This window comes from Pseudoalteromonas sp. SG41-2, from assembly GCF_014164535.1.
Classification (GTDB): domain Bacteria; phylum Pseudomonadota; class Gammaproteobacteria; order Enterobacterales; family Alteromonadaceae; genus Pseudoalteromonas; species Pseudoalteromonas rhizosphaerae.
The window spans coordinates 1-22,320 of sequence record NZ_JACJFK010000031.1 but is presented as its reverse complement, the minus strand read 5'-3'; the positions used below and the strand labels follow the sequence as shown (position 1 = coordinate 22,320).

Below are 22,320 nucleotides of genomic sequence, written 5' to 3'. Positions count from 1 at the left end.
TACTAATTATTGATCAAGCGATCTAAATTTTTCACGTAAATGGTTACGTATGCCTATCGCGGTGATATTCAGTGTAATAATTACTGATACCAATAAGAATGCGGTGGCATACACTAGCGGACGCGCCGCTTCAACATTTGGGCTTTGGAAGCCAACATCGTATATATGAAAACCTAAATGCATGAACTTTCGATCTAGATGAAAATACGGGAAGTTACCATCGAGCGGTAATGTCGGTGCCATTTTCACCACACCCACTAGCATCAATGGTGCAACTTCGCCGGCAGCACGCGCTACCGCTAATATTAAACCGGTCATAATCGCAGGACTGGCCATTGGCACGATAATACGCCATAACGTTTCAGCTTGCGTTGCGCCCAGTGCTAAAGAGCCATGACGAACCGTACTTGGGATACGTGATAAGCCTTCTTCGGTTGATACAATCACCACAGGCAGCGTTAAAATAGCAAGCGTTAAAGCAGACCAAAGTACCCCTGGAGTACCAAATACTGGACTAGGTGCGGCTTCTGGATAAAACAATTGATCCAAACTGCCACCTAATACATAAACAAAGAATCCTAAGCCGAATACACCGTAAACAATTGAAGGAACACCAGCCAAGTTAATGACCGCGATACGGATCATCTTGGTAACCGCATTTTTAGCCGCATATTCATGTAAGTATATAGCTGCTACAACCCCAAACGGCGTTACGATTACAGCCATCAACATTACCATAAAAACAGTACCAAAGATTGCCGGGAATACACCACCTTCGGTATTAGCTTCACGCGGATCATCTGAAACAAATTTACCTAGTTGAACAAAATAGTGACCTAGCTTTGCAACAAAGCTCATGTCATTAGGAAACCAAAAATCCAAAACCTGATATAAAGGCAAAGTAACAATTTCACCGCGCATATCTTTTACGGTTACCTGATCACGCTTAGCTTGTTTGCGCAGTGCAAATAATTGCTTTTCAAGTACGCCATACTCGGCTCTTAGATCAGCACGCTGTTGCGCAAGCTCAGCCACTCGTTCATCGGTCAATGCATCATCAAGTAAATACGATTTCTCTTGTAAACGTAAACGCTCTAATTGATAGTTAATATGACCAATGTCACCGTTTTGCAAATCAAGAGCTTGCTCATTAAGCTCAACGGCACGTTCAACTAATTCTTCTAATACTTCAGTTTTATTATCGGTAATCACTTGGCCGTCTTTTATTACCTGTTCAACGTAGCCATAAAAGTTACCGTTTTTACTGCGCTCAAATACAGCTAGGGTCGCAGGCATGGTATTTGATTTTATGTCGGTTTCTAACACCCAACGAAAATCTAAATCAACGTATTCACGGTTACCGGTTTTAATTAAATAACGCTCTAGTTGCTCTTTATCATAACCAGATAAATCAACACCGGTTGCCTCAAGGCGCGATTTAGGCACCATTTCACGGTCGTATATTTCACCAATTACAGTTTGCTGCGCAACCGAGCCCTGTAGCTCTAATTGCACGACTTGTGATGGCCAGAAAAAGCTTAACCCTTTCCAAGCAATCATTGCTAATAAACCTAAGACAGAAATCAAACTGATACTTACTGCACCACCTGTCATCCATATCCAAGGAGAACCTGACTTAAACCACTGCTTTAACATGTCGTGTCTCCCACTTACATCGAGCTGTATTTATCACGCAACTGCTGACGCACAAACTCAGCAATTGTGTTGAAAATAAAGGTGAATATGAACAATACAAAAGCGGCTAAGAATAAGATCCGATAGTGTGAACTACCCACTTCCGATTCTGGCATTTCTACTGCGATATTAGCGGCTAAGGTACGCATACCTTGGAAAATACTCCAATCCATTATTGGCGTATTACCCGTTGCCATTAGTACAATCATCGTTTCACCTACGGCGCGGCCTAAGCCCATCATCACAGCAGAGAAAATACCAGGGCTGGCGGTTAATAACACCACACTAACCAAGGTTTGCCATTGTGTTGCGCCTAGCGCCAATGAACCGTTTGATAAATGCTTAGGCACACTAAATACAGCATCTTCTGCGATAGAGAAAATAGTCGGAATAACCGCAAAACCCATCGCAATACCGACTACCAGTGAATTACGTTGATCGAAAGTCAGACCCAATTCGTTAGTCAAATACTGGCGAACATTACCGTCAAACATCCACAACTCAACCACCCCGCTCATCGCAAAGGCTAACCAACCAATCAGTAACAATACTGGTATTAGTAAGATTGAGTGGGCCCCTTCAGGAACTCGGTGACGAAAGCTTTCTGGTAATTTAGTCCACGCAAATGCGGTCGCTAAAATCCCCAGCGGCAGCATAAACAGCAAGCCAACAATCGCAGGTAAATGCTCTTCTATCAACGGCGCAAGCCATAAGCCCGCTAAAAATCCTAAAATTACGGTTGGTAATGCTTCCATAATTTCAACTGTTGGTTTGACTACTTTACGTAATGGACCTGACATAAAATAAGCGGTGTAAATTGCTGCAGAGAGCGCAATCGGCACTGCAAATAGCATCGCATATAAAGCAGCTTTTATAGTACCAAATGAAATTGGCACTAAAGAAAACTTAGCTTCAAAGTCATCACCGGCAGACGTTGATTGCCAAATATAACCCGGCTCTGGATAACCCTCATACCACACTTCTTGCCACAAGGCTGACCAAGTCACCTCAGGGTGTTCATTGTGAATTTCAACCACGGTTAATTTGTCATCAGCTAGAATAAGTGCCGCATTTGAGCGTGGTGCAATAGCAAAGTTTTCAATCGGACCTTCACTGATTTTACCTTGCCATAGTTTTGCTTCACTGGTGGTGTAATACACGCCTAACTCACCATTAGAACTGGTGGTAAAGAACGTACGGCGATAAAACTCAGTGAATATATCTAGCTTAGGCTGCTTTGAGGTTTCAAACGCGCGTATTTTTTGATATTCACGGCCATCGTCAGTATTAATTTCAAACCACTGCGAAACTTCACCATTGTCATTCGCTAGCATCAGCGAGTTAGCTCCGGCTAATAATTGCGCCGAAACCAAGTTGGCATTTTCTTCATTCGCCGCAAGCATTTGGATCAGCTCAACCTCGCTTGGATTGCGAGTATCGTAAACATAAATTTGATTGGCTGAGCGCACAAAAGTACGGGTGGTATCTGGCGACATTAGGAGTTGGTCTACGCGCCCTTCAACATCAAGTTCAGTGCGTTCAACAACCCATTCAACTTCACCGCTGAACATGTTTTCTTCAGCAACAAAACTGCTAAAAATTACACGCTTATCAGCCGTTTGTGCCACAACAGCGGTTTTATCTTCATAATGGCTAAATGCAAATTGTTTAATGGCAGCACCATTGTCGTCAACCAGCAATGTTTTTTCACCAAGTGGATAACCCAAACGCGGGGTTAATTTACGTTCGTTATTAGGAAAGGTAACTAAGAATTTAGGTGACACTATCATCACCGAACCATTTTCTAGTCCGTATGCGTAATGTCCTTGAAATGGCGCGCTGGATGCAAAACTACTCACTTCGCTGTCAAGTGGCACAACTAAGCTAGCAAGCTTTTTACCAAAGCCCTTTTTCTCAACACTGTAATAATCAACCTTACCTTGTTTGCTCAGTAAAAAAGCAATTTCAGTTTGCTCTTCAATACCTAGGCCAACAATTTGTTCAGCATTACTAAGCGCAAAGCTATCGCGCGTTTCTACTTTCGCTGATTCAAAAATAGGTTGCACAACATACAATAAATAGAAGAATATCAATAGCAAAGCTATCAATACCATAATACCGCCAGCGGTAATGCTAAATTTGGCAAACCGATCTTTAAATAGACGGCTTCTATCCGTATTAAAAGACGGTTTATTCGGATTGGAAGTCATCAAAACACCTATAAATCTTAACGTTGGATAGATTATATTTCACCAAGATGACAGTATTGTTACAAACGTCATAATTGCTAAGACTTTGTTGTGGTATTCATCATAACAAAACAAACAATGTTTATATTCAATAACTTGAAAAACTTTCAACTTAGTGCTTTATTATTGATAAACAAAAGTTTAGATAATTCAGACTGTAAACTCACACTATTTTACTGTTTTTAAATTGAACTATTGGCAAAAAAATTGGACAAATTTGGGGACTGAGTCAATACTCAATCCGGTTCTTTTTAATCATTCAATAATTTCATGCCTGGGCATTTATTATTTAATTACGGCACTCTTTAGGAATTATCTATATGAAGCAATTGGTTATAACTATTTTGGGACAAGATCGTCCGGGACTTGTAGAAGACATCTCATCTGCAATTTTAAATCATAATGGTAACTGGTTAACCAGTAACTTAAGCCATTTAGCCGGTCACTTTGCTGGCATCATTGAAGTAGCAGTGCCAGCAGAGCATCTGCAAGAATTACAAGATGCATTGCATGGCTTACCACAATTAGAAGTACGGATTGAAACAGGCGCGCATGAATTACCAGACACACCTGCTGAACAGCTTAATTTTGTAATAACTGGCAATGATCGACCAGGTATTATCCAGGAACTAGCCGGAGTATTGCGTCACAAGGGAGCAAATATTACCCACCTAAACTCTAAGCAGCAGAGCGCACCAAACTGGGGGGTACCAATTTTCAGCGCCGTTGCAACAGTTGCTTTGCCAACGGGCATGAATAAAGACGAAGTTGTTGCTGCACTCGAAGCAATTACATCCGACTTAATTGTTGATATTGAAGACGCTTAAGTCACACCTCACAGCCATCTTCTATAGCAAGACAAACATGTCACAAAAGTGACATTTTTGTCATTTTTATGTCATCTAAGTGTTCTATATTTTGTTCAGTTGCTATCCAAGGAATAGAATATGAACGCCTGCGCTGATGTGTCTCAAACGATTAATTATTTTGCCCCAGAGTTAAGTTGGCTGTCTTTTAACGATCGTGTTTTACAAGAAGCTAAAGATAAAAATAACCCGATTATTGAACGTATTCGTTTTTTGGGGATCTTCTCAAACAATTTAGATGAATTCTTCAGAGTTCGGGTTGCCGATGTAAAACGACGCATTCTATTAAATAAACTACCAGATACTAATTTTGATGAAGATGAAATTTTACTGACCCAAATTCAGCAAAAGGTTTTGCAGCTTGGTAAAAAATTTAACGTTATTCATCAGCAAATTCTCCATGATTTAAATACCCACAACATTCATGTTGACCGTCCCGAGCAGCTTAGTGAATTTCATATTAACTGGCTAAAAATATTTTTTCACGACAATGTATTACAGCATATATCGCCAATAATGCTGGATGAAAATAAAGACTTCTCAGATCATATTAACGATACAATGACGTACTTGTTTGTCGAAATGTTTAACGACAAAAGTCATTATGCGATGTTAGAAGTCCCTACCGATCGCGTACCACGCTTTGTAATTTTACCACCCGAAAAAACCCGTCGTCATAAAACTATTGTGATGTTAGATGACATTATTTTGTTTTTTTTAAGTGACGTATTTAGCAGTTTTTTTAGTTTTACTGAGATCCAAGGCTACGCAATCAAGCTGACCCGTGATGCAGAATACAACCTAGATGACGAACTAGAAGAAGGCATTTTAGATAAGATGTCTAAGGGCCTAAAACAGCGTATTTATGCCGAGCCGGTGCGCTTAGTATACGACCAAGCGATGCCCGAGCCAATGCTCAAAGTAATGAAAAAACGCTTAGGTGTTACTCATCACGATGCGTTGATCCCCGGTGGTCGCTATCGTAACTTTAGAGACTTTATTGGTTTTCCCAATGTTGGTCGGCAATATTTAGAAAACAAATCATTACCGGCTTTGCAAAGCACAGCATTTAATAATCATGCCAGTGTGTTTGCTGCAATTAGTCAGCAAGATATTCTACTTTATTATCCATATCATACATTTAATCATCTACTGGAATATGTTCGCCAAGCAGCATTTGACCCTCGAGTAACACAAATTAAAGTAAACATTTATCGTGTTGCGAGTAAATCTCGATTAATTTCATCACTGATCAACGCGGCAAAAAATGGCAAAAAAGTCACCGTTATGGTGGAGCTAAAAGCACGCTTTGATGAACAAAATAATATTGAGTGGGCAAAAGTACTCAGTGGCGCAGGTATTAAAGTTATTTTTGGTATACCAGCTCTCAAAGTACACAGTAAGTTATGTATTATTCATCGTCGTGAAAAAGGTCAAATAGTAAAGTACGCGCACATTGGCACTGGTAATTTTCACGAAAAAACCGCCAAAATCTATACAGACTTTAGTTTATTTACTAAACATCAAGGTATTTGTGACGAAAGTGATAGCGTATTTAAGTTTATTGAAAGCAGTTATAAACCGTTTATGTTCGAACATTTGATGATTTCGCCAGTGAACGCTCGACAGCTGTTGCTTGGTTTAATTCACCAAGAAATAACCCATGTTGAAAATGGTCACACCGGTAAAATAACATTAAAAATAAATAACTTAGTAGATAAAGAACTGGTTGATTGTTTGTACTTGGCCGCTCGTAGCGGTGTTAAAATTCGCATTATTGTCCGTGGTATGTGTTCCTTAGTGCCAGGACTCAATAATTTTAGCGACAACATTCGGGTAATTAGTATCGTCGATCGCTTTTTAGAGCACCCGCGAGTTATGATCTTTGGTAATAATGGGGATGAAAAAGTCTATATTTCATCTGCAGATTGGATGACACGTAATCTTGATCATCGAGTTGAAGTTGGCGTGCCTATTTATGATGAAAAACTAAAACAACTCATTGTTGACGTACTTGAACTGCAATTTAAAGATCGTACCAAAGCGAGAATCATTGATAGCGAACAGAAAAATCATTATGTTAGACGCGGAAATCGTAAAAAAATACGTTCACAAATAGCTATTTATGATCACTTAAAAAAATGGGAAGGCAATTACAATAATGAATGATTATCCCTCAATTGCTGCGGTTGACTTAGGCTCAAACAGCTTTCATTTAGTGGTCGCAAGAGAAGTGGATGGCTCTTTGCAAATTCTCCACAAAGAAAAACAACGCGTTTACTTAGCCGATGGCTTAGACGACAAAAATCAATTAAGTCAAACTGCCATAGATAGAGCATTAACGATATTAAAGCAGTTTGCTACTACGCTACAAGACTTCCCTGCGAGCAATGTAAAAATTGCTGCAACTTATACATTACGACGAGCTAAAAATATTAATTCATTTTTAACTCAGGCAAATAGAGTTTTTCCTTATCATATTGATGTGATCTCAGGTCAAGAAGAAGCGCGCTTAATCTATCAAGGTGTAGCTCATTATGTTCATCACGATGAAAACCGTTTAGTTATTGATATTGGCGGCGGTAGTACCGAGCTAATTATTGGCAAGCATTTTAAACATAAGCTGCTCTCAAGTCGCAATATGGGCTGCGTAAGCTATACCAAGCAATTTTTTGCCGATGGTATTATTAATGATAAACGCTTTAGCAAAGCACAAATAAAAGCAGAGCAAGAACTTGAGGTTATTTTTGCCAATTACATTAGTGCAGGCTGGCAATCGGTAGTGGGGACGTCAGGCACCATTAAATCAATATTAGCCATGATCAACGCTAATGACCCTGAACAAAAAAATATCACACTGGAGCGATTGCTCGAACTTAAAACTCAGTTTATAGCCGCTAAAACTATCGATAACTTACTTATTGAAGGTTTAAGCCCGGAGCGTCAAGTAAGTATTTGCGGTGGCTTAACTATTTTACTCGCGATTTTTCAGCTGTTTAATATTACCGAAATGGATTACAGCGACTTTTCACTACGTGAAGGTTTACTGCATGAAATGCAGCAAAAGTTAGCGCTTAAAGATATACGCACCAATACCATAGCTAATTTAAGCGAAAGAAACACAATAGATAAAGTACATGCACAACGTGTTGCAAATACTGCCGATTGGTTATTCCTACAAGTACAAAAAGAATGGCAGCTCGACTCATTAGATAATCATCAATTATTAGTGTGGGCAGCGCAATTACACGAAGTGGGTTTAGGTATTAACTCATCAGGCTTACACAAACATAGTGCTTATGTTGTTGAAAATAGTCAGCTGCCAGGATTTACTCAACAACAGCAAACATTATTAAGCTGTATGATACGGTTTTACCGTAAAAAAATTCGTTTAGAAGAATTTCCAACTTTACTCTCGGTGCCGCACTTTCAAATATTACAATTAATTGTATTACTCAGACTAGCTATATTATTAAATCAAAAACGCCTTAACGATCAACATCAAGAGTTAGCAGTATCAGTAAAAGGCAATAGTATGCTATTGCAGTTCCCAGCGGATTGGCTCAATGAACAAACCTTGCTTCATGCTGATTTACAACAAGAGCAAAAATATTTGAAGAAAGTAGGCTTTTTAATCGACTTTGTGTGATTTACAGACATGGCTGAATTTGGATAGCATGCGCTACCCAAATTAGATCTTCTATTACATATCCATATGGCGATTAGTACTTTGCATCATTTGCTTTAATCCTTGATGTTCAAGCTCCAGCAATTGAGATAGTTTCTCTTTACCTGTTGGCGTTTCTGCACGACTAAGTAAGTATTGATAAAGATTGATCACCTTTTGATGCTGATCTGATATATAACCTTGCATGGCTTGCTCATCAACACGCGTATCACGGTTTAAATCTGTAAAATTAATCAGTTCAGAGTTTTCAGCAAAGTACTCGTAACAATAAGTATCTAAGGTATTGATCTCCGTGATGGCTTTAAAACCAACTAAATCCTCAGCCAACTTTTTTTCGTACTTAACAAAATAGTCTGCCAGCATTTGGTTATGCTCTGCTAAATCGTCTCTGAGACTAAAAAAATTTGCCGCCATTTGGGTATGAAATAGTACAGTCCAGTCGTACACTTCTTGTATTGTTTTAACTTGCATGTGCGTTCCTTAATTAACCCTAGTAACCATACTCTTGCGTAAAACGTGCCAATAAAAAGTTAAATTAAAACAGAGAGATATTGAAAGTAAATCACCCAAACTCGTATAAGTTACAAGTCATAGGGTAATTTTTATAGAGTGGTGGTACAAAAACGGTGGCTCATATTTAAATTATGACTAATTGATGTGACATAAAACACTCGCAAATTCTAACCTTAGTAGCCAAGTAGCGTTTCATCTTAAAGCATAAGTAAATGCAAAACATGACATCCCAAGTTTGCTGATAACTTAGCTGACAATGTGAAATCTCTACAACCCTTAGCTGGGAATCATAAATAAATTTTACATCGCTATGCTGGTGTAATTTCTAATGTTTACTAATATTCATTTGTTGATTGATGAAAACAGTAAATTATTTCAGCTTGAGCATATGCTCTTTTTATTGGTGGTTAACGCTTTATGGATAAGTATTCCCTTCGAAAAAAAATATTAATTATTACTTTTTTTTGCTTTTTTATATTTTTTATAGCGATGCTAATACAGAGCTTAAATGCATTACAAAAAAATATAGATTCCGCATTACGAGAAGAAATAAATTTAGTCTCAGATGTATTTACAAATGGGGTTGGTGATTGGATGTATGACAGGCGTCAGGCTGTTATTAAACTGTCTAAAGTTATTGCTGACCATCCTGAAGTAAAACCTTATATTTTGCTTGACCAAGTAAAAGAAAGTTTAGGTTTTTCGCTTGTTTACTATGGTAATGAACAAGGAGAAATGTACCGTAACGACCCTAACCTTAATCCACCAAATTATGATCCCAGAGTACGGAGTTGGTACAAAGGTGCATTAGAAGAAAATGGTAGTTTTTTAGCTGCTCCTTTTGTTTCTGCAAGCACCCAAGAATATGTGGTTACTCTTTCAGAGCCAGTGAGAAAGGAAGGTGAGATAGTTGGTGCAGTTGGCGCTAATTTAACTTTAGCTCAATTAACTAAATATATAAATGCTCTCGATGTACCTGGCGATGGATATGCCATCATTGTTGACAAAAGCGATCAAGTTGTTGCTCATCCTGATACAAAAAAACAAAGTACTAAAGCATCAGATCTCGATAAAAGCTTTACGGGTCAGTTGTTAGAAAAGCTAGTGACTAAGCATACTTTAGAAGAAATGACCTTAGATAATCGCGAGAGACTTATTTTTGCACAGGCTATTCCTAACTCCAGCTGGTCAATTATTTTAGTAATGGACAAAGATACTTTATTTGCACCTGTACGAAGCCAGCTTATTACTCAAGTGATCATCAGCACTGCAATGTTAATATTTGTACTGTTTATCATCTCATTTTTGTTAAAAATCATGCTCAAAAACTTAAGTTCTATCACTCAAAATTTAGATGCTATTGCTAATGGTAATGGCGATTTGACAGTTAGGTTAGAAGTGAATAGTGGCGATGAAATAGGCCAACTTGCATCGAGCTTTAACCGTTTTGTTGAACAATTACATGGCATTATAAGTCGACTGAGTGACGCATCAACAATATTGCTAAGTGAAGCTGGTGATGTATCTACAGCAACAAATAAGCAAAACGATAGATTACAGCGTCATCAAAGTGAAATTCATATGGTTGCAACTGCGGTAACTGAAATGGCTGCGGCAACAAAAGAAATCGCTGCTAATGCAGAACAAACGGCACAATCATCACAAAACTGCGTAAGCGTTACAGAGCAAGGCCGTTTTGGCGTTGAGCAAAGTCAAAAATCTACAAAAATCCTAGCTGATGAGGTCGAAAAAGCGAGCGAAATTATTCGTGATTTGAATAAACACGCGCAAGAAATAACATCAATTTTATCTACTATCAGCGGTATTTCAGAGCAAACAAATTTACTGGCATTAAATGCAGCAATTGAAGCAGCAAGAGCTGGGGAGCAAGGGCGTGGCTTTGCTGTAGTTGCCGATGAAGTAAGGGTTTTATCACAACGAACTTATACTTCGACTCAAGAAATCCAAGGCATGATTGAGTCACTACAAAGCGCAGCACTAAAAGCGGTAGATGCGACTGATAAAGGTAAAGGAATGGCCAACCAAAGTGTTGAAGATGCTCAAAAAGCGAATCAAAGTCTCGGTAAAATATTAGAATCGGTTAGTGTGATAAATGACATGGCAGCACAAATTGCCACCGCCGCTGAAGAGCAATCAGCTGTCACCTTAGAAATCAGTCGCAATACTGAGACAATCCGAGGGGTCGGTGATGAAATGTTTGAAGCAAGCCAATTAGCTGCTGAACAAGCTCAAAAATTACATGACTTAGGAAGACAGATTAACAATGAAGTGAGTAAGTTTAGACTGTGAAGTGAACCTTTAGATTATCAGTAAAATAAACTTAATTTTGAATGCTTAAAAATTAAATTTTAATAAGCAACTGAATAAAAAAAACAAATTTAGTAACAAAAATAATTAGAGGTTTATATGAAATCAGAACTTAGTCCACTTTTTGTAGGGGTTATTCTAACGTCTTTTCTTACGATTACTAGTAATGTAAAAGCAGCTGAGTCAAGTATCAAGGATATAGATTTTTATGCTTCTATACGTTTAGGTGTAGATAATATTGACGCAGGTACATCTGATGATGGGGCTAATGGCCGCGACTTTTTGAGTCGTATAGGTGCTAAAGCGAGTATCAAAATAGATGACAATTTAACAGCAGTCACGAGAGTTGAATATGGCCTGAGAGAAGAGAATGCTGTTGATTTAACTCAAAATAATGGCCCGACTCTTCGTCAAGCCTACGTTGGTTTGAAAGGTGATTTTGGTGAAGTTTATTTCGGGTCTCAAACTTTATTATGGAATACCTATGTTAGAAGCGCTTATTTTTCAGATGGTATAGATACTATTCGACAAGGTAATGTACGAGACGATGATTTACTACAGTATTTTTATAAACAAGGTAATTGGAACTTTGGTGCTGGATTACAATTTAAAGGACAAGATGGAAGCTCTGTTGATCAAATGCAATTAGGTGGAGAATATAAGTCTGGACCTTATAAAGTGCAAGCGGCTTGGTCTAAAGATAACCAAGGCGATAATAAAGGTAACCTTTATGGGTTGCGTGGTTGGTGGGATGTTAATGATGCTGTGACATTGTCAGCTTTTGTACATAAAGCAACCAACACCTACGATATTTATGGGGGAAGTAGTACTGGAACGGTTCGATTGAAAGATGCTGATGTAGAGGGTAGTAAAAATGCAATTAACGCATGTAGCTCTGAAGATAGAACAAGTAGTGGTTTATATGCCAGTTACCAATTCGGTAAAAATAAAATCCATACTCGTTATGCTATAGACAGTTGTGATATATCAGGTGATGTAGATTCCGTTAAAATCGAATATATACGTTATTTGAGTAAAGCTTTAAGGGCTTGGGTAGCATACGAAGACTTAAGTAACGATGAACAACGCAAACCTACTACTAGCTCCGGCAAAGACATGTCTCAATTACAAGCTGGCGTTAGATTTGATTTTTAAACAAGCAAATCTACACATTACCTATCGATTACTTTCAAAAGTATATCAACATTGAATCGTCGCAGTACCCGTTTTACGAGGCTCTGCGACTATGGTCAAACAAAGTTTAAAAATCTAGGTGTGTTTAATTTAACTTACCCGTTAATGCCCCGCTTACGCCATAACAAATATACGGCTGGCAGTACCAACAATGTTAATACAATGGCGCTGAACATGCCGCCAACCATAGGTGCGGCTATGCGGCTCATTACTTCACTGCCGGTGCCTGTGCCGTAAAGTACGGGGAGCAAACCGATTATAATAGTGGCGACTGTCATCATCACTGGGCGTACTCGCAGGCCTGCGCCTTCGACTATGGCTTGTTTAAGCTCCGCAAAACTAAGCGTTGTACCTGCTAGCTTGGCTTGAGCACACTTTTCTTGGTAGGCTTGATTTAAGTACACCAGCATAATCACGCCAATTTCCACCGCGACCCCAGCAAGGGCAATAAAGCCCACCCCCACGGCGACTGAGAAGTTAAAGCCCTCTAAGTACATTAACCAGATGCCTCCGATCATCGCCAGCGGTAAGGTTGCTATTATAATTGCCACTTCTACAGAGCTTCTAAAGTTGAGGTACAACAACACAATTATAATCGCTAAGGTCAGTGGTAATACATAGGCGAGCTTTTCTTTGGCGCGCTCCATGTATTCATATTGCCCTGCCCAGGTTATTGAATAACCTGCTGGTAGCACTAGTTTTTCGTCAAGCACTTTGCGCGCATTGTCGACATAACTACCAATATCAATGCCATCAATATCAATAAAGCTCCAGCCGTTTAAGCGGGCATTTTCGCTTTTTATGCCCGGCGGACCATCTTCAATAAATACGTCAGCCACATCGGCAAGAGCAATGCGTTGCCCTGCAGGGGTGACTATTGGCAATAGCATCAGTTCTTCGGGCGAATCTCGGTAATCCTGCGGATAGCGTAAGTTTACCGGGTAACGCTCTTGCCCTTCGACCGTTTCGGTTACATTCATGCCGCCAATTGCGGTGGCAACCACTTGCTGCACATCGGCAATATTTAAGCTGTAACGGGCGGCTTTTTCACGGTTGATATCGACCTTGATATAACGCCCACCCGCTACTCGCTCAGAGTAAACGGAAGCCGTGCCGGGTACATCTTTAAGTAACACTTCAATCTGCTGGCCAATTTTTTGAATCTCGCTCAAATTTGGTCCCGCAACTTTAATGCCCACAGGGGTTTTAATCCCAGTTGCCAGCATATCAATACGAGTTTTGATCGGCATCACCCATGCATTAGTCAGGCCTGGAAACTTCACTAAGCCGTCGAGTTCTTTTTTCAACTTGTCTAAGGTCATGCCTTCACGCCATTGATCTTTTGGCTTAAGCTGAATAAAGGTTTCAATCATGGTCAGTGGCGCAGGATCGGTTGCTGTTTCTGCCCGGCCGACTTTACCAAACACGGTTAACACCTCTGGCACTGTGGCGATGAGCTTATCGGTTTGTTGTAAAATCTCGCGCGCTTTCCCAATAGATAAACCAGGATAAGTCGTCGGCATATACATTAAATCGCCTTCATCCAGCGGTGGAATAAACTCACTGCCAATTTTATTGACCGGATAAAAGCCAATAACAGCGACCACCACAGCCAGTACTAAAGTCATTTTAGGGAACCGCAAAACCGTGTTCAGCAGCGGCTTGTAAGCATTCACTAGCAAGCGGTTTACTGGGTTGTTTTGCTCAGAAATAACTTTGCCGCGTATAAAGTAACCCATTAATACCGGTACTAAAGTGATTGCCAAGCCCGCAGATGCGGCCATGGCATAGGTTTTAGTGTACGCTAACGGAGCAAACATCCGGCCTTCTTGGGCTTCTAAAATAAACACTGGCATAAAGCTCACGGTAATAATCATTAAGCTAAAAAACAGCGCTGGACCGACTTCATTAGCAGCATCGGTGACAACTTGCCAGCGGTTTTCATCGGTTAGTGGCATTTTTTCCATGTGTTTATGCATGTTTTCGATCATTACAATCGCGCCGTCGGTCATCGCGCCAATGGCGATAGCAATACCACCGAGCGACATTATATTGGCGTTTATGCCTTGCCAATACATGATGATAAATGCCGTTAATATTCCCAGCGGTAAAGTGATAATTGCCACCAAGGACGAGCGTACATGGAACAAAAATACGATGCAGATAAGCGCCACTACCACTAGCTCTTCAAATAGTTTGCTGGTGAGGTTATCCACTGCATTTTTGATCAGATTAGAGCGGTCATACACAGGCACAATTTCTACCCCATCGGGTAAGCCTTTGCTGAGTGATTCAAGTTTTGCTTTCACCAGCTCTATGGTTTTTTGTGCGTTTTCGCCATAGCGCATCACCACTACGCCACCAGCTACTTCGCCCTCGCCGTTTAGCTCAGCAATGCCACGGCGCATTTGTGGCCCAAGGCGAATATCGGCTACATCGCGTAATTGCAGCGGTGTGCCGTTGGCATTCACCCCAAGTGGAATTGCCTCTAAATCAGCGACGCTTTTTATATAACCGGTGCTGGTTACCATGTATTCGGCTTCGGCCATTTCCACCACCGAAGCGCCCATTTCTTGGTTACCTTGCTTAATTGCGGTTTGAATTAAACTCAGTGGTATACCATAAGCACGCAGTTTATCTGGCTCTACATTGACTTGATATTGCTTCACCATACCGCCCACTGAGGCCACTTCTGACACCCCTGGTACGGTTTGCAATTCAAACTTTAAAAACCAATCTTGCAAGCTGCGTAACTGGCTAATGTCGTGCTGATTGGTTTTATCCACCAGCGCGTATAAATAAATCCAACCTACACCGGTAGCATCTGGGCCCAGCTCTGCGGTTGCGCTGTCGGGCAAGCGGCTTGCTACTTGACTTAAATACTCTTGCACTCGACTTCTAGCCCAGTAAAGATCGGTGTTTTCATCAAAGATGACATATACGTAGGAATCACCAAAAAATGAAAAACCACGTACTGTTTGCGCCCCGGGTACTGAGAGCATCGCGGTGGTAAGTGGGAAAGTAACCTGATCTTGCACCACCTGTGGCGCTTGCCCTGGGTATGAGGTTTTTACAATCACCTGCACATCGGATAAATCAGGTAAGGCATCAACTGGGGTATTTTTTACCGCAAATAAACCACTGCCAATGAGTATTGCTGTTAGCAATAATACAAAAAAGCGATTGGTAACGGACCAACGAATAACTGCTGCTATCATAAAGCCTCCTAATGTCCGTCATGCGATGACATGGCGCTATTGTCACTAGTTCGCATGCTTGATTCAGTATCGATACGCTGGATCACGAACTCACCATCTTGCACACTAAAAGTAAATGTCAGCTGTTGCTTCGGCTCAAGGCTACTTAAATCAATATGTTCAGCAAACATAAAGTCCATAGTGGCCGGATCTCGGTGCCATTTCTCAATTGCACCACGGCTAATATTGGCAGTGCGCTGGGCTTTATTAATGCTGTTGATAGTACCGGTTACGGTCGCCATATTTTGCGCTTCGCTCATCATATGGGTGGAATCCATAATATGAATGCCGCTAATCATATAACTGCTATCGGCTTTTTTAGTCAACTCAAAATGCAGTGTTTGCCCAGCTTGCAGCGCTTGAAAATCAACGCTATCGGCAACCGTAAAGTCCATTTTCATACTAGGCCAATCGAGCTCTTCAATAGGGTCATGGCTGATATTCACCATACGGCGATCTGCCATTACACTATTAACGACTCCTTTGCCCCACACACTAGTGGTAGCTTCTGGTGTTTGCATGCGCTTAAAATCAGAGCTTTTGCTGGATTCTGAATCTAACAAGAATTGCGCTGACGTCACCACTTCATCATCGGCTTTAACGCCCGCTAAAATAACGGCGTTATGGCTATCACTGCGGCCCAGTTCGACTGCCACCGATTTAAAGCGTCCTTCGCCTAAAGCGATAACAACACGGTCTTGGGAACCGGTGCGGATCACCGCTTCTTTAGGTACTATAAGTTGTTGCTCAGCAGCTTTAGCATGGATGCTTACTTGCGCAAACATATTCGGTTTTAGTTGGTGATCTTGATTATTAAAGCGTAAACGCACCCGCAAAGTACGGTTTTTGGCATCCAATGTTGGGTAAATATAATCGACCTTACCGCGCCAGCTTTGTCCGGCAATATAATCTAGAGTCATAGTCACCGGTAAACCGACTTCAATAAGCTGCGCTTGCCGCTCGAATACCTCGGCTTCTACCCAAACTTCATCAAGTTGAGCAATACTCATCATTGAGGTGCCTGGCTTGACATAAAAACCTTCGCGCACATTAAGTTCATCAACCACACCACTTTGGCGAGCATAGAAGGTAATATTTTGCATCACCTTTTTATTAACTTGTAGGCGCTCGACAAAACCATCCGACACATTCAGTGCTTTTAAGCGCGCTTTGGCTGCACGAATAAGCACGGTGTTATTACGATCAACAGCCAGTACAAATTCTTCTTGAGCATTTACCAGTTGCGGAGAGTATAAGGTATACAGCGGTTCCCCTTGTTTTACCTGATCGCCAGCGGCTTTAACGTACAGCGTTTCTATCCAGCCTTCTACACGCGGGTGAATATGCACTAACTGATCTTGATTGTATTGTACGTAGCCCACCGTTTTTACTTCACTTTGCAGTGCCTTGAGCTGTACTTTAGCCGTTCTAACCCCTAAATTATTAATAACAGCAGGGGAAATTGTCACAGCACTGGGACCATCTTGATTGTTGTCAGCTCCTTCACTATACACAGGTACTAAGTCCATCCCCATTGGTGAAAGCCCTGGTGCATCACGGCGATAATTACTATCCATAGGCGCAACCCAATATAATGGTTTTTTCTCTGCGCTGATCACCTCAGGCTCTGTACTATTACCGAAAAAATACAAGCCACTAGCAGATATTCCTGCACCTATAAGTACTGCGATAAGCAATTTTAAATTAGTGTTCACGGTGCTCTCCTGCTAATTGCTCAACCATCACAGCAGCATCTTTGCTACTAGCGTAATAATTCAGGCGAGCAATAATAATTTGTTGATCAATCTCTATGTTTAACGCATCAATTTTGGCATTCAGTTCGCTAATTCGGGCGCGCATTACTTCTGAAAAGTCACCATCATCACGGGTATAAGCATTTAATGTAGCTTGTGCTTGCTCTGCCATTTGTGGCAATAATTTAGTTTGATAAAGTGCATCACGCTTTGCTAATTGGGGCAACTGACTAAACTCTTTAAAATACATCCCTTTTAGCTTTTGTAATGCAATTAGTTTTTGAGTTTTCACCGCCTCAGCCATAGCTATCGCCGCATTAACTTGTTGGTCTTGGCGGTTATCAGTAAATAGTGGTAAATCAACACTCACACCAACTGAAAACAGATCCGCTCGGGAATCCCCCATTGGCGTATCATCGCGATAACCATAGCCCATATTTACCCCAAACTGCGGTTTATAGCCTTGTTTTGCCACCTCAACTTCTGTTTGTTTAGCCGCTACTGTTTTATCAAGCGCGACAATCGCTGGATGCGCCATTAATAATGGCATCAACTGTGCAAATTCAAGTTGTGAAAAATCAACTAAAGGCGCTATATCATGACGTTTTGCGCTGACAGGCTGAGTTAACATGTTGATTGGTAACCATTGCGATAAACGCTTTTTCGCGCTTTCGAACTGCAGCTCTAACATCATTAATTTATCTTCAAGGCGGGTTAACTCTAGCTGCGCTCGAATAATATCTTGTTGGCGGGTGTTACCTACTGAGCTGGCATAACTCGATTCAGTAATATCAATAAGTTGCGAGAACAATGCTTTATCTTGCTCAATTAACGCAATACTTTGCTGGGCACGATACGCATTGAGCCAAGATTCAATAACAATGGTTTTTACTTGAGCGAGTCTGTCGGCTCGTAGCCAAGGATATTGCTGCGCTGACTGCGCTAACGCATGCTGCTTAAGCGCTAAGCTATCGCCACGGCTAAACATTTGGCTCACGCCAACTTTTAATTGGGTCATGCCTTCTTGGTCAAAAGCAAAACCGTCGGTAGGTAAATTCATTAAGCCCACCGTTAATACTGGATCCGGCAGTGTGCCTGCCGCTAAACTTTGTGCTTGTATAGCAGCTTGTTGATATTTGCTGGCGGTTAGCCATGGCTCATTATCAAGTGCATAGCTGAGCGCTTCATCAAGGCTTAATTCATTACTGTGTGCTGGAATTGCAGTTGTTAGCATAAGCGCTAAAAAACTGACTTTAAATACTGCGAAGTGATTCATCACTTACTCCACTAAAATTAAAAGACAACTAAATTTAGGGGGCAGAAAAGGTGATTTAGGTAAATTTTAGACGCACCTATCCTGCAATTAAGCAGGCATAGGGGGGCGATACAGTGAACTGGCTATACGATGTTGATTTTGCGGGATATAAAGTTGTACTTTTTCAGACGTCGTCAGTATAACGGTAACTAACACACTCATGTTTAACATTGAGTGGGTACTGCAGGCGCTCATTGGACAACCACACTCTTGATTAGCGCTTGCGTCATCGTCACAACAATCCATGTTCATCATACCCGCAGACATGTCGTGATGCATATCACTACTATCAGCCATAGTTGCATGCGGTTGACTCATGTGTGGCATATCACAACTCATAGTTACAGACGCAACCGCTTGACCCACTAAAGTGAGCAATAAAACGACTGTGAATAAACTAATATAAATGCGTTGCAAAAAAGTGCCTTTTATAAATTAGGTTCTAGGTTCTAGGTTCTAGGTTCTAGGTTCTAGGTTCTAGGTTCTAGCGAAGTTTATGATAACTATTTAGTTAACACAAACGTTTAGCTATTTTTTGGCGTAACTTTAATTAAGCTGCTGGCGGCGATGGCAAATAAGCAATAACCGGTAAAGTACCAAAAACCTGTACCAAATTCGGCATGCATGTTGATCAATTCCCCCATCTGGCCATCGGCGTTACCAGCAAGGTAAGCCACAATCAAAGCAATGACAAAAACATCTACCATGCTCCATTTACTCAAGCCTTGTATAACTTGACCGAGTATATGCTTTAATTTGTTCATCGGTATTAAACAATAAACTAATTGCATCAACAGTTTTAAAGCTGGCACCACAATTGAAAACAATGCTACCAATGCTGCGACTAGGTAATTTTTATTATTGGCAAGTTCGTTAACCGTGCCCCAAATGCTCCGTGTTTTTTTATAAGCACTAATTTCACCTTCGAGTTTATCAAGGCCCAACATGCTCGACGCCATCATTAACATATTGCGGGTATGACGGTCACCTTCATCAGCAATCATAGCAATGCCTGTTTTGGCGAGCTTTGATTTATCAATTTTCCCCTCAAGGGTTAGCACAGGCTGAGTAACGCCAGGTAATAACAACGCCAGAGCAATTAAAATAGTCGTGATCGGCAGTAATAAACGCATAGTCGTCTTTTAAAGTATATTGATAATGGCGCATCATACTCAAGGTATTAAGTATCTTCAATAATTGAGGCTAAAACCTCATCGCCGTATTGCCGTGCTACGAGCATGGCATTATAAATAACATCGATGGGAGAAGCTGGCCGAATGGTTTCTAACAATTTAACTGCTAATGGCCAATTATCTTCCTCTACCGCGCGAGCTAACTGCAAAGTAGCACCTAACATACCGTTAAAGTTAAGCAGTGCACTCGATAAATCATCGCCTAAACAAAACTCTTTTGCGATAACATCCAGTTCCATATTTAAAATAGCATCGAGCACTGACATCAAGCCAACTAAGTAACCACGCTGAGACATTTCCTTACCGCCAGGCTCTAGCATTAACTGCATGAAATGCGCACGAGTTAACCCCAACTTAGTTAGTTCACTAGGTTTATCAACCCCTAGTTCACTAAGGGCCAACACTCTTACAAATTGACGAATTGCATCTTCACCTAAATAAATAACCGCTTGTGAAATAGAGGTGATCACTAAATTTTGGTTACCAGAGCGTGCATTCACTAATTTAAGAATACGAGCAGTTAAACCGACGTCTTTAGCTACCCGCTGGTGGACTTCATCAAAATCGAGATCTGGGCGCGACGTACAGCGCAGCAAATCAAAAACAGCAAATTTAGATGGCTCAACATTATGGTAGCTGAGCATTTCTGGACGCGCGAAAAAGAAGCCTTGAAAGTAATCGCAGCCGGCACTTTTTAGCAACATAAATTGTTCGTGCGTTTCAATTCGTTCAACTATGATTTTTACATCAGGAAAACGGCGTTTAAGCTTTTTTAACAGCATATTGGTTTTAATGATGGGCTCTTCAACTTCAAGCTTTATATAATCAACTAAATGTAATAATGGCTCCCATTTTTCATCTCCATCATAATCATCGAGAGCAAAAGTATAGCCATCTTTTTTTAGAGCCGTAACTCGACTGGTCACTTTATCAATGTTGTCGGCTCGTTCAACAATTTCTATTACTGCGCTATCGGGTTGCAATAATTTAGGGAAATCATCTAGTAGGGCATCTGAAGAAAGGTTTATAAAAGCGCGTTGGTTCGCAGTAAGTTTATTTATACCAATAAGCATTAAAGCGTTAAAAAACAGCCGCCCAGTAGCCTGACCATCTGTTGTGCCAATAGGGAATGCGTTATTTATCGAATCTCGATACAGTAATTCGTATGCATAAATGCCTGTTTCAGCATCAAAAATAGGCTGCCTGGCAATGTATTGTGTAACAAGTTTTGGCACCTCGGCGGTTATCTGCGTATTAAGCATATTATTTCCTGCTAATAACTATAGTGACTCTTGCCAGCTAAATTGTTGTTATTTTATGTACTCAGTATAGTAAGGTTTTTGCGCCTTGCCTAAACTTGTAAGTAATAATGCTCCTTTTATTGAATGTCTGCAAACCATCTGTAAAGTCAAAGTTTTCACTATACCCACACTAAAATAATGGATAAGTTCTAATTTGACTGATGATTGAGTATAATAAGGGCTTACTTTTCTGTTAACCCCCAAAAGAGCCTTGATATGAGCATTGAACAAGCCTTAGTTGAACGCAGTAATAACCAATGTGAGCTATGTACTGCAACTGAAAACCTTTCTGTATACGAAGTGCCACCTGTCACTGAAGCTCATTCAGATAAATGTATTTATACTTGCCAAACGTGTAAAGACCAAGTTGAAGGCACCACTGATATTACCCCTACTCATTGGCATTGTTTAAACGATAGCATGTGGAGCCAAACACCTGCGGTACAAGTGGTGGCGTACCGTATGCTAACCCGTTTAGCTGCTGATAATGGCTGGGCACAAGATGCACTAGACATGATCTATCTTGAAGAAGATACGTTAGCATGGGCTAAAAAAGTACTTGCTGAAAATGATGATATTAAACATGTTGATAGCAACGGCGTGGTACTGCAAGCCGGCGATACAGTCACTCTTATTAAAGATTTAGATGTTAAGGGCAGTAGCTTAACGGCTAAACGTGGTACTGCTGTGCGTAATATCGGCTTAACCAGCAACCCTGAACATATTGAAGGACGTGTTGACGGTCAGCGCATTGTTATTTTGACCAAGTTTGTGAAGAAGTAAATATCTCTGTGCCTACAAAAAGGTGCATTTATGCGCCTTTTTTTGTTCCTAAATATAATTCATAGCTTAGTTCTTAAGGAACACAGATCGTGTGACTTCCTATTTTAAAACGGCACATGTCATTATTTTTTTCAATGGATTGCCGCTTACAATTTACCGCTAGTAGCTTAAGTACACGGTGTAC

Annotated in this window: 15 protein-coding genes; 6 read left to right on the top strand and 9 right to left on the bottom strand. The window is 40.6% G+C overall.

The features are described 5' to 3' along the window. Window positions 1-6 precede the first annotated feature (6 nt). Together pstA and H5186_RS19535 are read right to left on the bottom strand one after the other, a co-directional pair. Window positions 7-1,656, bottom strand: coding sequence for a phosphate ABC transporter permease PstA (gene pstA / locus H5186_RS19540; protein WP_145238216.1), 1,650 nt, complete (start codon window positions 1,654-1,656; stop codon window positions 7-9). Window positions 1,657-1,670: 14 nt separating this feature from the next. Next, entirely contained in the window at window positions 1,671-3,905 is a 2,235-nt protein-coding gene (locus H5186_RS19535; RefSeq protein ID WP_182719200.1) for an ABC transporter permease subunit, read from the bottom strand. A gap of 359 nt (window positions 3,906-4,264) precedes the next feature. On the opposite strand from H5186_RS19535, the gene H5186_RS19530 reads away from it, so the two are divergent. The 3 genes from H5186_RS19530 to H5186_RS19520 all read left to right on the top strand — a co-directional run bounded on the left by H5186_RS19530 (window position 4,265) and on the right by H5186_RS19520 (window position 8,459). Beyond that, window positions 4,265-4,771, top strand: a complete 507-nt coding sequence (locus H5186_RS19530) for a glycine cleavage system protein R (RefSeq protein ID WP_149980525.1) — start codon at window positions 4,265-4,267, stop codon at window positions 4,769-4,771. 120 nt (window positions 4,772-4,891) lie between these two features. Beyond that, complete coding sequence (gene ppk1, locus H5186_RS19525) at window positions 4,892-6,979, top strand: polyphosphate kinase 1 (protein WP_182740448.1); 2,088 nt, start codon at window positions 4,892-4,894, stop codon at window positions 6,977-6,979. Further along, window positions 6,972-8,459, top strand: coding sequence for an exopolyphosphatase (locus H5186_RS19520; protein WP_182719198.1), 1,488 nt, complete (start codon window positions 6,972-6,974; stop codon window positions 8,457-8,459). Before ppk1 ends, H5186_RS19520 begins: the two co-directional genes overlap by 8 nt. A gap of 54 nt (window positions 8,460-8,513) precedes the next feature. On the opposite strand, the gene H5186_RS19515 is transcribed toward H5186_RS19520, so the two are convergent. Beyond that, complete coding sequence (locus tag H5186_RS19515) at window positions 8,514-8,969, bottom strand: hypothetical protein (RefSeq protein ID WP_182740449.1); 456 nt, start codon at window positions 8,967-8,969, stop codon at window positions 8,514-8,516. A 459-nt stretch (window positions 8,970-9,428) separates the two neighbouring features. On the opposite strand from H5186_RS19515, the gene H5186_RS19510 reads away from it, so the two are divergent. After that, entirely contained in the window at window positions 9,429-11,321 is a 1,893-nt protein-coding gene (locus H5186_RS19510) for a methyl-accepting chemotaxis protein (RefSeq protein WP_182794822.1), read from the top strand. A gap of 117 nt (window positions 11,322-11,438) precedes the next feature. Beyond that, on the top strand, window positions 11,439-12,494 hold the full coding sequence (locus H5186_RS19505) for a porin (protein ID WP_182794821.1): 1,056 nt from the start codon (window positions 11,439-11,441) through the stop codon (window positions 12,492-12,494). 134 nt (window positions 12,495-12,628) lie between these two features. On the opposite strand, the gene H5186_RS19500 is transcribed toward H5186_RS19505, so the two are convergent. The 6 genes from H5186_RS19500 to H5186_RS19475 all read right to left on the bottom strand — a co-directional run bounded on the left by H5186_RS19500 (window position 12,629) and on the right by H5186_RS19475 (window position 21,314). Further along, a complete protein-coding gene (locus H5186_RS19500) occupies window positions 12,629-15,751 on the bottom strand; it encodes an efflux RND transporter permease subunit (protein WP_182794820.1) in 3,123 nt (1,040 codons plus the stop codon). Between the two features lie 8 nt (window positions 15,752-15,759). Next, window positions 15,760-17,505, bottom strand: a complete 1,746-nt coding sequence (locus tag H5186_RS19495; RefSeq protein ID WP_182719194.1) for an efflux RND transporter periplasmic adaptor subunit — start codon at window positions 17,503-17,505, stop codon at window positions 15,760-15,762. Beyond that, window positions 17,495-18,820 (bottom strand): TolC family protein, encoded by a 1,326-nt coding sequence (locus H5186_RS19490; RefSeq protein WP_182719193.1) that lies wholly within the window; start codon window positions 18,818-18,820, stop codon window positions 17,495-17,497. Before H5186_RS19490 ends, H5186_RS19495 begins: the two co-directional genes overlap by 11 nt. Window positions 18,821-18,907: 87 nt before the next feature. After that, window positions 18,908-19,276, bottom strand: coding sequence for a hypothetical protein (locus tag H5186_RS19485; RefSeq protein WP_149980515.1), 369 nt, complete (start codon window positions 19,274-19,276; stop codon window positions 18,908-18,910). 107 nt (window positions 19,277-19,383) lie between these two features. Continuing rightward, window positions 19,384-19,992: a paraquat-inducible protein A gene (locus H5186_RS19480; RefSeq protein WP_145238177.1), complete on the bottom strand. Its 609-nt coding sequence runs from the start codon at window positions 19,990-19,992 to the stop codon at window positions 19,384-19,386. Between the two features lie 47 nt (window positions 19,993-20,039). Further along, window positions 20,040-21,314, bottom strand: a complete 1,275-nt coding sequence (locus H5186_RS19475) for an EAL and HDOD domain-containing protein (RefSeq protein ID WP_182732177.1) — start codon at window positions 21,312-21,314, stop codon at window positions 20,040-20,042. A 255-nt stretch (window positions 21,315-21,569) separates the two neighbouring features. Here H5186_RS19475 and H5186_RS19470 point away from each other — a divergent pair, with 255 nt between their 5' ends. After that, window positions 21,570-22,136 (top strand): alkylphosphonate utilization protein, encoded by a 567-nt coding sequence (locus H5186_RS19470; protein WP_145238171.1) that lies wholly within the window; start codon window positions 21,570-21,572, stop codon window positions 22,134-22,136. Window positions 22,137-22,320: the final 184 nt, after the last annotated feature.